The sequence below is a fragment of the Streptomyces sp. NPDC044044 genome, from assembly GCF_056434405.1.
The window spans coordinates 528,041-541,946 of record NZ_JBWKFG010000009.1 but is presented as its reverse complement, the minus strand read 5'-3'; the positions used below and the strand labels follow the sequence as shown (position 1 = coordinate 541,946).

Below are 13,906 nucleotides of genomic sequence, written 5' to 3'. Positions count from 1 at the left end.
CATCCGCAGGTCAACAGCACCATGTCCCCCCATGCGCCCTCTCCCCCCACGAGGAGAAACGATGCTCAGACCGCACCTCCCCCGCGCCCCCTTCCGGGCGCTCGTCGCCACCGCGTGTTGTGCCGTGCTCGGCGGAGGTCTGCTCGCCGGCGCGGGCACCGCGACCGCCGGTCCCGACACCGGGTCCGACAAGGCCGCGAGCTCGCAGGCCGCCGCCGGTTCCAAGGTCGTCGGGTACTTCACCGAGTGGGGTGTCTACGACCGGAACTACCACGTCAAGAACATCGAGACGTCCGGCTCCGCCGACAAGCTCACGCACATCAACTACGCCTTCGGCAACGTCCAGGGCGGCAAGTGCACGACGGGCGACGCCTACGCGGCGACCGACAAGGCCTACACCGCCGACCAGTCCGTCGACGGCGTCGCCGACACCTGGGACCAGGAGCTGCGCGGCAACTTCAACCAACTGCGCAAGCTCAAGAAGCTCCACCCCGACCTCAAGGTCCTGTGGTCCTTCGGCGGCTGGACCTGGTCCGGCGGCTTCACCGAGGCCGCCAAGAACCCCGCGGCCTTCGCCCAGTCCTGCTACGACCTGGTCGAGAACTCCAAGTGGGCCGATGTCTTCGACGGCATCGACATCGACTGGGAGTACCCCAACGCCTGCGGTCTGACCTGTGACACGAGCGGGCGCGCGGCGTACAAGGACCTGATGTCCGCGGTGCGTTCGAAGTTCGGCGCCGACAACCTCGTCACCGCGGCCATCCCGGCCGACGCCGAGGAGGGCGGCAAGATCGACGCCGCCGACTACGCGGGCGCCGCCCAGTACGTCGACTGGTACAACCCGATGACGTACGACTACTTCGGCGCCTGGGAGGCGAAGGGCCCGACCGCCCCGCACTCCCCCCTGAAGGCGTACGAGGGTGCGCCCAAGGCCGGCTGGAACACCGACTCCACGATCAAGAAACTCCAGGGTCTCGGCGTCCCGTCCGACAAGCTGCTGCTCGGCATCGGCTTCTACGGACGCGGCTGGACGGGCGTCACGCAGAAGGAGCCCGGCGGCACCGCGACCGGGGCCGCCGCGGGCAAGTACGAGGCGGGCATCGACGACTACAAGGAACTCAAGACCAAGTGCCCGGCCAACGGCACGGTCGGCGGGACCGCGTACGCGCACTGCGGGACCAACTGGTGGAGCTATGACACCCCGGCCACCATCGCGGGGAAGATGGACTACAAGAACCAGGCGGGACTGGGCGGCACCTTCTTCTGGGAGCTCAGCGGCGACACGGCGGACGGCGAGCTGATCAAGGCCATCAACTGATCGCTTCTCCGGACGAGTTGGGGGCGGGAGCCGCGGGGCTCCCGCCCCTTCGTCATGGCCGCGGCGGAGCGGGGAAGGACGGCTCGAACTCCTCGATGACCCGCAGGGAGTCGCCGAGGGTCCGCACGAGGAGGTCGCAGACCGTCTCGCGCGCCAGACCCCGCCGGCCGATCCAGTCGAGCGTGACGCCCTCGACGCTGCACAGCCAGCCGAGCAGCGCCGTGCGCGCGAGCTCCGGGATGTCGCGGCGGCCGTACGCCCCGTCGGCGATCGTCCCGATCAACGCCCCCCGCACACCGTCGCGTATGGCGTGCACCTCGGCGTCGAAGCCGACACCGCCGCTGATGATGGTGCGGTACGCCGCCTGGTGGTGCTCGGCGTAGCGCAGATAGCCGTCGATGGTGCGGTGCACCCGCTCCACGGGCGGCAGGTCGTCGTGGCGCCCGGCGCGCGCGACCAGCTCCGCGACGGAGTCCTCGATGATCGCGAGGTAGTAGCCGCGCTTGGACTTGAAGTAGTAGTAGATCAGCCCCTTGGCGACGCTCGCCTGCTTGGCGATGTCGTCCATCGAGAGCGCGTCGTAGGACGTGTCGGCGAACAACCTCCGCCCGATGCTGATGAGTTCGGCGCGGCGCGCCACGGAGCGGTCGGTGCCGCGCGCCTGCGGGCGAGCGTCCACGGGACGGTCCGTACCGCGCTGTTGACTATTATTCAATTTCGGCCCTAGTCTCCAACTGCCTCGGGTATCCGCAGTATGGCAGAAGCACGCCACCTGCCGGTTCTGCGTCCGAAGGCGCTCTCTCACGCACTCCCCCTGCGCACGTGGACGACGTACGGGAGGAAGACCTATGAGCGCGGCGCGTACCCCTTTACGTGAAGGCAGAACCTCCTGGAAGAAGACCGCGGTCGTGGCCCTGCCGGCCGTTCTGGCCGTCGGAGCGATGGCCTCCGTGATGGCCGAGGGGGCGCTCGCCGCCTCCTTCGCCGTCTCCGGGACGAGCTTCCAGGTGTCGTCGGGCAAGCTCACCAGCAAGGGGCTGTCCTCCTACGTACAGACCGACCGGGACATCGACGGCAAGGGGCACCCGGTGGCGCTCCTCGGGATCGGTGACGCGACCCTGTCCGACATCTGCCAGGCCGCCGAGGTCAAGACCCCGGTGGGGACCGTGGTGTTCAAGCTGACCGCGGGCGGCGCCGCGGGCGAGGTCACCGCGAGCAATCTCATCATCGACGGCGAGGACCTGGAGGGCGACGCCCGCTTCGGCACCGCCGAGATCGGCCGGGACGCCTCGACCCTCGACGAGGTGCCCGGAGTCAAGGGCGAGAAGGGGAAGTTCGGGCTGCAGGCGGGGGACATCACCGTCTCCGGCGTGAAGTCCCACGCCTGGTCGGCGACCGGCGGGAACTTCCGGCTCAAGGGCATGAAGCTCGATGTCAGCGTCGGCGGCAAGAAGTGCTTCTGACCGGCGGCCGGAGAGCCGGTGTCAGGGCGTGGGGCAGGGACGGCGGTGGCTGGCTGGACGAGCGCCTGCCGCTGCCGGAGGCGCGCCGGGTGCTGCGCAGATGGCGGCGCACCAGGCCGTTCTGGGGCGGGCTGCTGCTCGTCCTGGGCGGCGCCGAGCTGCTCCTCGTGCCGCTCTCGCCGCTGACGGTCCTGGTCAGCCTGGGGCTCGGCGGGCTCGCGGCGATCGGCATCGGCCTCGCCCTGATCGCCGCCGGGATCTTCCTGTGGCTCCTGCCGCACGCCCACCACTATGTGAGCGTCAACGCCCTGATCCTGTCGGTGCTCTCGTTCGCGGCCACGAATCTCGGCGGGTTCCTGGTGGGCATGGTGCTCGGCATCGTGGGCAGCGCCATGGGCTTCGGCTGGACGCCGGTGCCCGAGGGCCCCGAGAACTCCGTGGAGGATCCCGAGCGGCCGAAGGTGCGGGACGGGCAGGGCACGCGGACGCTCGGCGTGCTGCTTCCCGTCGTCATCGTCGGGGCGACGCTGTGGGGCGGAAGCCCTGCGAAGGCCGCCCCCGGCGACGCGATCGAGGCGGCGAGGACACCGCCGACGGTCACCACCACGCTCTTCTCGCCGCAGGGCTTCCTCCTGGCCGGCGTACGCGAGATCCCCACGGCCGACGGGCCGTTGAAGGTCATGGTCCTGAGGATGAAGGCCGCATCGCTCACCGACTACCGGCTCAAGACGCGCGACGGGAGCGATGAACTCGCCCTGGGAGCCGACACCTTGGACCTCAGCGGCTCCGTCACGCTCTATCTGACCAAGTTCAAGGGCTGCCTCGAAGGGCTGCTCTGTCTGACCTTCACGCCCGACAAGCTGCCGGTGCCGCCCGTCGTGCCGCCGTTCGTCTTCATGACCGACGTCGAGGCCGAACAGGCCCTCGTCACATCGGACTTGATCGTCGCGGGCGGTCTCACCCTGAAGGCGTCGGCATGATCCAGATTCAGTCCGCCCTCTTCTGGGCGTACGCGATCGGCGCCACGTTCGCGCTCGCTGCGGGCCGGCAGCTCCAGGTGTGGGAGCGGATCAACGCGGGTGAGGGGCCGCGCACGCGCAGCCGTGCCGCCAATCCGTATCTGGCGCTCACGGCCCTCTTCGCGGCGGTCCTGATGGTGCCGACGGGTCTCTTCCTGCTCTGGCAGAACCCGGCCTGGGCGACGATGCACGTCGCGGACGGGCACGACGGGGTGTGGGCGGGGTTCGTGCTCTTCTACGCGGGCGGGATCCCCGTCGCCGCGATCCTCGGCTTCCTGGTGGCGCAGTCGCTCGTCCTGGTGGGGGCGGGCTACTGGGCCTATCTGCAGTGCGTGGGCGGGTACTTCCTGCTCTTCGGGACCCTGGTCCACGGCTGGGACGGCAGGGGGTACGAGCGCTTCTTGTCCCCCGGCGCGCGCGACTTCGCCGACTGGCGGCGGGACAGCGTGGTCAACCACGTACTGGACTTCCTGACGTCCGGGACGTTCCTCGCGCTGCTCGTGTTCGGCGCGGCCGTGATCGGCACGATGCTGCTCACGGAGATCGGCTGGCTGATGGAGGGCTGGTCGCTGCCCGGCGCGGACGAGGACCGCAAGGTGCACCGGTTCCTGGCGATCGCCATCGCGGCGGCCGGGGTCTACGGCCTGCCGTTCGCCGGCGCGCTGGCCGCCAGCGTCCTCGTCCGCCTCCTGGGCGGCTGGCTCGGCCTGCCGCTGTTCGCGGTCATCGCGGGGCTCACGCTGCTGTCCCGGCGCTCGCCCGTGCGCCTGCTCTACGGCCTGGTGGGCGTGCCGGACCGGCACTGGCGGGCGGATCTCGATCGGGACCTCGACCGGGACGGGGAGGGCTGCGCGGGCTACGAGAGCGGGGTCACATCAGACCGGTCTGCGTGACGAGCATCGCGAGGACGACGACGAGCGTCCAGCCGAGGACGTGCTCGAGCACCTTCGGGCCGTCTTCCTCGGGGCCGCCGGTGCGCGTGGTCGCACGCGTCGGTGCGGTGGCGGTGGCAGTGGTCGCGGTCATGGGCATCACTCAATACGTATGCGTCACGTCTCTCGGCGTGACGTCCGGCAGTGGACTCCCCCCACTGACCCATCCACCATGCCAGCAGGACCGGCTCGTGCGAGAGAGATGTTGGTCACCCACAACTGCGGCGGGATGCTGTGCGTCTAAGGCTGTACGTCCCTCAGGACGACCGTTCGCGCACCATCCAACCGAAAGGTTTCCGATGAGCACGTACCGGACGCCCCGCCGCAGAGCACGGCTCGCCCTCGCGGCCGCCCTCACCGTGACGGCCGCCCTCACCGGCACGGTGTCGCAGGCCGCGCCCTCCGCATCCGGGACACCTTCGCCCGGCGCGGCCGGCCTGGGCGACCCGATGTTCCCGCTCGACGGGAACGGCGGGTACCGCGTCGACCGCTACACCCTGGACTTCGACTGGCAGGCCCCGAGGACGCCGTTCGAGGCGACGGCGACGATCAAGGCCACCGCCACCCAGTCGCTCTCCCGGTTCAACCTGGACTTCGGGGGCAACACCCTGCACGGCGTGAAGATCGACGGCTCGGCCGCGCGCACGTCCCGCGCCGGTGACGAGCTGACGGTCACGCCCAAGTCCCCGATCGCCAAGGGCCGTACGTTCACCGCCAGGGTCACGTACACCGCCGACCCGACGCAGACACGGCACCGCGACGACGCCATCGAGGACTACGGCTGGATTCCGACCGCCGACGGCACGGTGGTCTATCCGCAGCCGAACGGGGCCCGGCTGATCTTCCCGGCGAACGACCATCCCAGCCAGCGGGCGCCGATCACCTTCCGTATCACGACGCCGAAGGACCTGACGGCGGTCGCCAACGGCAAGCTGGTCGACCGCACGGAGCGCCCCGGTGACCGGGTGCGCTGGACGTACGACTCCGAACAGCCGCTGTCCACGCAGCTGGTGCAGCTGGCGGTCGGCAAGTTCAAGCTGGTCGACGGCGAGGGACCGGGAGGTCTGCCGCTGCGGGACGTCGTCCCGGACGCCCTGGTCGAGCCGACGGCGGAGTACCGCAGACTCACCCCCGACCACCTCGCCTGGCTCCAGGAGAAGCTCGGCCCCTACCCCTTCGACCGCTACGGCCTCCTGGTCGGCGACACGGACCTGGCCGTCGCCCTGGAGACCCAGACGCTCTCGCTCATCCCGAAGGCCGACCTGCTCGGCACGAAGGTCGATGCCGAGCGGAACATGGTGCACGAGCTGACCCACCAGTGGTTCGGCGACAGCGTCGCCCTGAAGAGCTGGTCCGACCTGTGGGTCAGCGAGGGCCACGCACGCTTCTACGAGCGGATGTACTCCGAGGAACACGGCGGCGACAGCTTCGAGGCCGCCATGAAGACGGCGTACGCCGCTCACGACCAGTGGCGCCACGACGTCGGCGCCCCCGCCGAGCCGACCGAACCGAACCTCTTCAAGCGCATGCGGTACGACGGCTCCGCCCTCGTCCTGTACGCGCTGCGGGAGCAGGTGGGCGACGCGACGTTCCAGAAGATCGAGCGGGCGTGGGTGAGCGGCTTCCGGGGGAAGACCGCCAGTACGCAGCAGTTCATCGACCTGGCGTCGAAGGTCGCGGGCGAGGATCTGGAGGGCTTCCTGCGGCCGTGGCTGTACGGCGCGAAGACGCCGCCCATGCCGGGGCATCCGGACTGGGTGGTGGATCCGGTCCAGGGCTGAGACCCGTCCGGTGTCCGTCGTCTGGCGGCGGCGTTCGTGTGAAGTGGCCTGTCGGACGCTTGTGCGGCGGGGTCAGCCGGTGATCCGTGGTTACGGTGGGCCCCCGTCGAGCTGGGAGGTCTTATGCCGGACCACGAGCAGGAGCGGAAGCGGCCCGAATTGCTGGGCACGGAGATGCGGGAGGCGACGCTGCCCGACGGCTCTCAGGCGGTGATCGTCGTGAGGGCCGGCACGTCCCAGGCAGAGGTGGACGAGAAGGCGGCCCGGCTGCGCCGGGGCACACCCGACGCGAAGTAGCCGGCGACGGCCCCTCCCTCCTGCGGGAGGGGCCGTCGCGGTCCTGTCAGTGAATCCCCACGTCGGCGAGGGCCGCCTTCTGCTTGGCGGAGAGCTTCACCGGGAAGTACAGGTAGCAGACGCCTCCGGTGCCGGAGACGACCTTGCCCGTGGAGTTGTAGCGCTTGGTCCTGAGCCAGATGTTCTCCCACTCGCGCCGCTTGTAGACCCGGCGCACCGCCGGATTGCTGGGCGAGGCCGGGTCGTTGGCGATCACGTCGCCCGTCGACGTGAAGCCGATCACCGTCATCAGGTGCCCCGCCGTGCCGTAACCGGCACCCGTCAGCTCCTCCTTGAGGAACGACTGGGACGTTATGGCCGGGATGCCCGCGGCGATCAGGGACTCCAGCTCGGTGAGCGAGGCGAGGCGGGTGACGACGCCCTGGAGGTCCTTGTACGTCGACGCGTAGGCCGCGTTGAAAGGCCAGTTGCCGCAGCCCGCGTACTGGTAGTCGAAGACGTACCGCGCCGCGTGGCACACCTGGGGGTCGGCGTAGGAGGGGTCGACCCAGGCGAGGTCGTCTGCGGTCGGCTTGCGGCCCCAGAACTCGATGATCATCTGCGAGGAGGTGGGACTGCACCAGGCCTCGCCGCCGTTGTCGTACTCCGGATACTGACCGGCGTGGATCTCCTGCGAGTAGCGCGGGACCGTCAGCTCCTTGGTGAGCCCCGGCTTGGACGCCGGAACGGTGAAGCGGTCCGGGACGGCGGACGCCATCGCGCCGAGCCGCCACACCGTGGGCGTCGCCGTGGCGCCCGGCTTGCGGTACAGGGTCAGGCGCAGGCGGTACGAGGCGAGGCGCAGCCCCGTCGTCGTGTCGTCGATGGAGAAGGTGTCCGTCCAGATGCTCGACCTGCCGTCGCTCTGGTCGTCGACCGACGTACGGCGGATGTCCTTGTCCTTGTCGTCGCCCGAGGTCCAGCGGCCGAGGACGTACCAAGGAGTCTTCTTCTTGTCCGAGTACGTGCCCTGGAGCTCGACCTGGAGCCACGTCCCGGTGGGCGTGCGGGCGTTCCAGGAGGCGACCACCTCCGTCGCGGGGACGGTGGGGCGGTGCACGGGCGAGGTCCACCGGGCGTACTCCCAGGTGGCGGTCTTGCCGGTGTGCGGATCGGCGTACTCGGTTTCGCCCGCGGCCTCGGCGATCTCCACGGCGGGGCGGGCTCCGGAGACGGCACGGGTGCCGTCGGCGGTGCCTGCGCTCCAGTCCGCGTGCGAGGTCCAGAAGCGGTTGCTCACCGGACGCTTCGCGCGCGGGGCGCCGCGCAGGCCGCCCGCCGCGAGCGCGGGGCTCGCGGTCGCGGCCACGGCGGCCACGGCGGCAGCGGTGGCGGCAGCGGCGAGGACGGTTCTGCGGGACATGTCATCAGCTCGGTCCATGGCGGGACCCCCAGTCGACGTGGGCTCCGGACGGATCCGGAAGGGGCAGGTCAAGTGCACGGCGGTAGGCCAACTATGGCTGCTCGACGCCGACTTCTGCCAGCGCTTCGACCACCACCGCGTCCGCCAATATTGGCCTCGACCACTGGCGTGAGCTGCGACGGCGCGCGGAACCGAGCATTCCGCACCCGTACGCTGGTAGACGATGACCGCACAGCCGCACTCCACACCCGCTCCCCTCGCCCGCCTCGCGCGCACCCTGATCCGGCTGCCGCCCTCCTGCGGCCCCGTCCGCCTCGTGGCCGTCGACGGTCACGCGGGCTCCGGCAAGTCGACCTTCGCCGACCGCCTCGCGCAGGCCCTGGGCGGTGCGCCCGTCCTGCACCTCGACGACATCGCGAGCCATGACGCCCTCTTCGGCTGGACGGAGCGGCTTCGGCGGGAGGTCATCGTGCCGCTCTCGCGCGGCGAGACGGCGCGCTACGAGACGTACGACTGGCACGCGCGCCGCTTCGGCCCCGAGGTCCGCACCCTGCCGCCGGCGCCCGTGGTCCTCGTCGAGGGGGTCGGCGCGGGCCGCCGCGCACTGCGCCCGTTCCTGGCGCGGCTGCTGTGGATGGAGTTGCCCCGCGAGGAGGCCTGGGGCCGGGGGCGTCACCGCGACGGAACGGTTCAGAGCGACTTCTGGGACGGGTGGGAGCCCGCGGAGCGCCGGCACTTCGCCGAAGACCCTTCGCGCCCCTTTGCTCAGTCTTTGGTGCGACAGTGGCGCGAGGGATATGAGGTGCTGCAGGGCCCGAATGAGGCTGCTGCGCCGAGCCAAACCGTCACGCAGAGTGAGGGACCAGAGGCGGTGCGCTGAACCCGCGGAAAGTGCCTTCCGGAAGTTCTCACGAGTTTCCATGAGTGCCTCAACTCGGCTTGACCGAGGGCCCTTACAGGACTTACGTTCTGAATGTGCGGTCGTTCGAGGCCGCCCGCAGACGCGAAGCCCCCGGTTGTTCCCCCGTGATCGGGGGCTTCGTTCTGCCCTACGACCTCGCATTCCGGGCGCTGCGAGCGGCCTTTCGCTCACCCTCGGTGACGAAGCGATCCCCCTCGCCCGCCCGATCCCGCGCTGCGGCACCCTACGGCCGAGCGCTCCCCCGCAGGTACGATGCCTTTCGGTGCGACTTACGGACGGCTGCTCGGCGCACCGGTTCAACGTCCGTCCGCAGCACGGCGGTTCAGCGAAGTTGCCGACGGGCACCGGTCCGGCGGTACACAAACGGGGGCACGGTTTGTGGGGGACGTGATGGACTTCGACGCGGTGGGCTCACCCGCCCCGGCCGACCTCGCCTGGCTGAGGGGCGTCGACGCCTACACGATGGGCGCCTATCCGCAGGCGGAGGAGGAGTTCCGGGCGGCGGTGCGGATGGATCCCGGGATGGCCGACGGCTGGCTCGGACTGCACGCGCTGCGCATCGACACGACGACGGCGCTCCTTCGGATGTTCCAGCACCGGGACAGGTTCGGGGAACAGCGCACACGGCACGGGCGTACGCTCAACTCCTGGTACTGGCTCGGCTGGTGGGTCCAGCCCGTCCTGGAGAGCACGCGCGACCTGCTCCTCGCGCACGCCTCGCACTGGCTCGACGGGCGTCATGTCCCCGAGCTCGACCGGGCGTTGGCGGGCCTTCCGCCGGTCGACGCGGATCCGCAGGTGCGGTTTCTGCACGCCTGCCGGTCCTATCTGGTCAAGGACTGGGAGCAGTTGGTCCGGCACACGGACTCGCTGATCGACGACGCGATGCTGGGCATCGAGGCCGGGCTCTTCGGCGGCATGGCCCGCGTACGCCTGGAGATGTTCGGCCACGCCGAGCCGCTCCTGTCCTCCGCTCTGATGCGCTGCCGCAGCGAGCAGCCGCAGCGCAAGGAGCTTCGCTACTGGCTGGCCCGCGCGCACGAGGGCACGGGCCGCTCGGCGGCTGCCCTGCCGCTCTACCGCGCGGTGCACCGGGTGGATCCCTCCTTCATGGACACCTCCGCGCGGCTCGCGGCGATCTCGGAGGGCGACGGGTACGACGAGGTCACCGACCTGGCGGCCATCGCCCTGACCGGCTTCGGGCAGGACGCGATGGACGGCCCCGACGGGATCGACCCGCTCTTCGGCACCGAAGGCCGCGATCTCAAGGTCACCGAGCCGGATCTGCCCACGGGCAGCAGTCCCGCGGAGACCGACGCGGTGCGCGAGAAGGCCGTGATCCCCATCCAGCCGGGGCTGCCGCAGCTCCCGCCGGGGCCCACCGACCCCGCACTCCTGGAGGCCGCACTCGCCGAGCTGGAGGGGATGGTCGGCCTCGAACCGGTGAAGCGGCAGGTCAAGGCGCTCTCGGCGCAGCTGAACATGGCGCGCCTGCGGGCCGCGCAGGGGCTGCCCGTGCAGCCGCCGAAACGACACTTCGTCTTCTCAGGCCCCTCGGGCACCGGCAAGACCACGGTGGCCCGCATCCTGGGCAGGGCGTTCTACGCACTCGGCCTGCTCGGCGGCGACCACCTGGTGGAGGCGCAGCGCGCGGACCTGGTCGGCGAGTATCTGGGCCAGACCGCGGTGAAGGCCAATGAACTGATCGACTCGGCGATCGGCGGCGTCCTGTTCGTGGACGAGGCCTACTCCCTGTCCAACTCGGGCTACGGCAAGGGCGACGCGTACGGCGACGAGGCCCTCCAGGTCCTCCTCAAGCGCGCCGAGGACAACCGCGACCACCTGGTCGTGATCCTCGCGGGCTACCCCGAGGGCATGGACCGCCTCCTGGCCGCCAACCCCGGGCTCTCGTCCCGCTTCACCACCCGCGTGGACTTCCCCTCGTACCGCCCCCTGGAACTCACCTCCATCGGCGAGGTGCTCGCCGCGGAGAACGGCGACGTGTGGGACGAGGAGGCGCTGGACGAGCTGCGCTCCATCAGCGGACACGTCGTCGACCAGTCATGGATCGACGAGCTGGGCAACGGCCGCTTCCTGCGCACGCTCTACGAGAAGAGCTGCGCCTATCGGGACCTGCGGCTCTCCGGCTATCCCGGTGATCCGAGCCGTGACGACCTGTCGACCCTGCGGCTCCCCGACCTGATGCAGGCGTACGGCGAGGTGCTCTCGGGGCGGGGGCCACAGGACCCGCCGAGGGTCTGAGGCCCCCGCCCCGGCCGCTCACACCAGAGCGCCGTTCCTGGACTCCTGGGGCTTGCGCGGCACGGAGACCCGGTGCGCCGGGTCGCGGACCTCGCCGACGAGGAGCTGCAGTACGTCCTCCAGGGTGACCAGGCCGAGCACCTTGCCCGACGCGTCGGCGACCTGCGCCAGATGCGTCGCGGCGCGGCGCATCACCGTCAGGGCGTCGTCCAGGGGGAGTTCGGCGCGCAGCGTCGTCATCGGCCGCCAGACCTGCTGCGGCACCGCGCGGTCCGTGTCGGCGCCCTCGGTGAGATCGAGTACGTCCTTCACGTGGAGGTAGCCCATGAAGGCGCCGTTCTCCGCGCAGACCGGGAAACGGGAGTAGCCGGTGCGCCCGGTGAGCTCGATGACCTGGGACGGGGTGACCCCGGCGCCCACGGTCACCAGGGAGGCCCGGTCGAGCAGGACGTCCGTCACCTGGCGCGAGCCGAGCTCCAGAGCGTCCTCCAGGCGCTCCTGCTCCTCCGGGTCGAGCAGCCCCGCCTGGCCCGAGTCGCCGACGAGCCGGTTGAGCTGCTCGCTGGTGAAGACGGCCTCGACCTCGTCCTTGGGCTCGACCCCGAAGAGCTTCAGGACGAGCCTGGCGCACGCCCCGAGCGCCACCGTGACCGGACGGCACAGGCGGGCGAAGGCGACGAGGCCGGGGCCGAACCAGAGCGCGGTCCTCTCCGGTGCGGCCATCGCGAGGTTCTTCGGGACCATCTCGCCGACGACGAGGTGCAGGAAGACGACCACGGCGAGCGCGATGGCGTACCCGAGCGGATGGATCGCCCCTTCGGGGATGTGCGCCGCCTCGAAGACGGGCTCCAGGAGGTGCGCGACGGTGGGCTCGGCGACCGCGCCGAGCGTCAACGAGCACATGGTGATGCCGAACTGGGCGGCCGCCATCATCTGCGGCAGATGTTCGAGGCCGTAGAGGACCTGGCGGGCCCGCTTGCCGCCCAGCGGCTCGATCTGGCTGCGGCGCACGGAGACGAGCGCGAACTCGGCCCCCACGAAGAAGCCGTTGGCGAGGACGAGGAGGAGGGCGAACAGGAGTTGGAGCATGCTCATCGGGCGGCCTCCGCCACGCTCATGGACTCTGTGGCATCTGTGGCGTCCCGGGCTTCTGTCGATTCCGGGGCCCGTACGAGCCGTACCCGCTCGGCGCGGTAGTGGTCCACCTGGCGCACCGCGAGCCGCCAGCCCGGGAGCTCGGCCCGGTCACCGGGGGCCGGGATACGGCCCAGCAGATCGGCGACGAGTCCGGCCACGGTCTCGTACGGCCCCTCGGGGACGTCGAGCCCTATCCGCTGGAGCGTGTCGACGCGGCAGCTGCCGTCGGCGTCCCACGCGGGGCGGCCGTCCTCGGCCGGTGCCACGGCGAGCTCGGGCAGGTCGTGGACGTCGTGCTCGTCGCGGACCTCGCCGACGAGCTCCTCGACGATGTCCTCCAGCGTGACCACGCCTGCCGTGCCGCCGTACTCGTCGACGACGACGGCTATCGGCTGCTCGCTGCGCAGCTGCTCCAGGAGCTGCTGCACCGGGAGCGTCTCCGGGACCAGGAGCGGCGCCTGCGCGATGCGGCTCACGGGCGTCCTCAGGCGCTCGTGGGCCGGGACCGCGAGGGCGTCCTTGAGGTGCACCATGCCGACGATCTCGTCGATGCGCTCGCGGTACACGGGAAAGCGCGAGAGCCCGGTGGCACGGGTCAGGTTCACCACGTCCTCGGCGGTCGCCGACGTCTGCAGCGCGCTGACCTTCACGCGCGGGGTCATGACGTGCTGCGCGGTCAGCTCGCCCAGGGAGAGCGTGCGGACGAACAGGTCCGCGGTGTCCTGTTCGAGGGTGCCGGCCTGCGCCGAGTGCCGGGCGAGCGAGACCAGCTCGCCGGGGGTGCGGGCCGAGGCAAGCTCGTCGGCGGGCTCGACGCCGAACAGCCGCACGAGCCGGTTGGCCGTGGCGTTCAGGAGGGAGATCACGGGCCTGAAGAGGCGCGAGAACACATGCTGGGGGCCCGCGACGAATCGCGCGACCTGGAGCGGCTTGGACACCGCCCAGTTCTTCGGGACCAGCTCGCCGATCACCATCTGCACGGCGGACGCGAGCAGCATGCCGACCACTACGGAGGCGCCCGGTACGGCGCCTTCCGGAAGGCCGGTCGCCGTGAAGGGGCCCGCGAGCAGATGCGCGAGGGCCGGTTCGGCGAGCATGCCGACCACGAGTGAGGTGATGGTGATGCCGAGCTGGGTGCCGGAGAGCTGGAAGGACAGCTCCTTGAGGGCGTCGACGACCGTACGGGCCCGTCGGTCGCCTTCGGCGGCGGCCTTCTCGGCGTCCGGGCGCTCGACGGTGACGAGTCCGAACTCGGCGGCCACGAAGAAGCCGTTGGCCAGGATCAGCAGGAATGCCGCCCCGAGAAGCAGCAGGGAAGTCGTCATGCCGCCGCCTCCCTGGTGTGTCCAGTCCCGGTATGTCGGGAGGGGGCG

13 protein-coding genes are annotated in these 13,906 nt (G+C 70.7%); 8 read left to right on the top strand and 5 right to left on the bottom strand.

Annotation, left to right across the window (positions count from 1 at the left end):
• The first annotated feature begins 61 nt into the window (after positions 1-61).
• Positions 62-1,318 carry a glycoside hydrolase family 18 protein gene (locus AC07AG_RS33240; RefSeq protein WP_478759844.1) on the top strand — a complete coding sequence of 419 codons (1,257 nt, stop codon included), beginning with the start codon at positions 62-64 and terminating at the stop codon, positions 1,316-1,318.
• A gap of 52 nt (positions 1,319-1,370) precedes the next feature.
• Here the strand turns inward: AC07AG_RS33240 and AC07AG_RS33235 are convergent, their stop codons facing one another.
• Positions 1,371-2,033 carry a TetR/AcrR family transcriptional regulator gene (locus AC07AG_RS33235; protein ID WP_478759843.1) on the bottom strand — a complete coding sequence of 221 codons (663 nt, stop codon included), beginning with the start codon at positions 2,031-2,033 and terminating at the stop codon, positions 1,371-1,373.
• 133 nt (positions 2,034-2,166) lie between these two features.
• Between AC07AG_RS33235 and AC07AG_RS33230 the strand changes: the two genes are divergently transcribed.
• From AC07AG_RS33230 to AC07AG_RS33220, 3 genes are read left to right on the top strand one after another with little or no spacing between them, the layout of a single operon-like run.
• Positions 2,167-2,781 (top strand): DUF6230 family protein, encoded by a 615-nt coding sequence (locus AC07AG_RS33230; protein WP_478759842.1) that lies wholly within the window; start codon positions 2,167-2,169, stop codon positions 2,779-2,781.
• A 53-nt stretch (positions 2,782-2,834) separates the two neighbouring features.
• Positions 2,835-3,761, top strand: a complete 927-nt coding sequence (locus tag AC07AG_RS33225; RefSeq protein WP_478759969.1) for a DUF6114 domain-containing protein — start codon at positions 2,835-2,837, stop codon at positions 3,759-3,761.
• Positions 3,758-4,693, top strand: a complete 936-nt coding sequence (locus tag AC07AG_RS33220) for a hypothetical protein (RefSeq protein WP_478759841.1) — start codon at positions 3,758-3,760, stop codon at positions 4,691-4,693. Before AC07AG_RS33225 ends, AC07AG_RS33220 begins: the two co-directional genes overlap by 4 nt.
• Here AC07AG_RS33220 and AC07AG_RS33215 read toward each other — a convergent pair.
• On the bottom strand, positions 4,671-4,826 hold the full coding sequence (locus AC07AG_RS33215) for an SCO1431 family membrane protein (protein WP_478759839.1): 156 nt from the start codon (positions 4,824-4,826) through the stop codon (positions 4,671-4,673). The genes AC07AG_RS33220 and AC07AG_RS33215 overlap by 23 nt on opposite strands.
• A 205-nt stretch (positions 4,827-5,031) precedes the next feature.
• Here AC07AG_RS33215 and AC07AG_RS33210 point away from each other — a divergent pair, with 205 nt between their 5' ends.
• Both AC07AG_RS33210 and AC07AG_RS33205 read left to right on the top strand, forming a co-directional pair.
• Entirely contained in the window at positions 5,032-6,513 is a 1,482-nt protein-coding gene (locus AC07AG_RS33210) for a M1 family metallopeptidase (RefSeq protein WP_478759837.1), read from the top strand.
• Positions 6,514-6,636: 123 nt separating this feature from the next.
• Positions 6,637-6,810: a hypothetical protein gene (locus AC07AG_RS33205; RefSeq protein WP_478759836.1), complete on the top strand. Its 174-nt coding sequence runs from the start codon at positions 6,637-6,639 to the stop codon at positions 6,808-6,810.
• A gap of 46 nt (positions 6,811-6,856) precedes the next feature.
• On the opposite strand, the gene AC07AG_RS33200 is transcribed toward AC07AG_RS33205, so the two are convergent.
• Positions 6,857-8,230 carry a peptidase C39 family protein gene (locus AC07AG_RS33200; RefSeq protein WP_478759835.1) on the bottom strand — a complete coding sequence of 458 codons (1,374 nt, stop codon included), beginning with the start codon at positions 8,228-8,230 and terminating at the stop codon, positions 6,857-6,859.
• 205 nt (positions 8,231-8,435) lie between these two features.
• Between AC07AG_RS33200 and AC07AG_RS33195 the strand changes: the two genes are divergently transcribed.
• A complete protein-coding gene (locus AC07AG_RS33195) occupies positions 8,436-9,092 on the top strand; it encodes a uridine kinase family protein (RefSeq protein WP_478759834.1) in 657 nt (218 codons plus the stop codon).
• Positions 9,093-9,524: 432 nt separating this feature from the next.
• A complete protein-coding gene (locus AC07AG_RS33190) occupies positions 9,525-11,396 on the top strand; it encodes an AAA family ATPase (protein ID WP_478759833.1) in 1,872 nt (623 codons plus the stop codon).
• A gap of 18 nt (positions 11,397-11,414) precedes the next feature.
• On the opposite strand, the gene AC07AG_RS33185 is transcribed toward AC07AG_RS33190, so the two are convergent.
• Together AC07AG_RS33185 and AC07AG_RS33180 are read right to left on the bottom strand one after the other, a co-directional pair.
• Entirely contained in the window at positions 11,415-12,491 is a 1,077-nt protein-coding gene (locus AC07AG_RS33185; protein ID WP_478759832.1) for a hemolysin family protein, read from the bottom strand.
• Positions 12,488-13,858: a hemolysin family protein gene (locus AC07AG_RS33180; RefSeq protein WP_478759831.1), complete on the bottom strand. Its 1,371-nt coding sequence runs from the start codon at positions 13,856-13,858 to the stop codon at positions 12,488-12,490. The genes AC07AG_RS33185 and AC07AG_RS33180 overlap by 4 nt, the downstream gene beginning before the upstream one ends.
• Between the last annotated feature and the right edge of the window lie 48 nt (positions 13,859-13,906).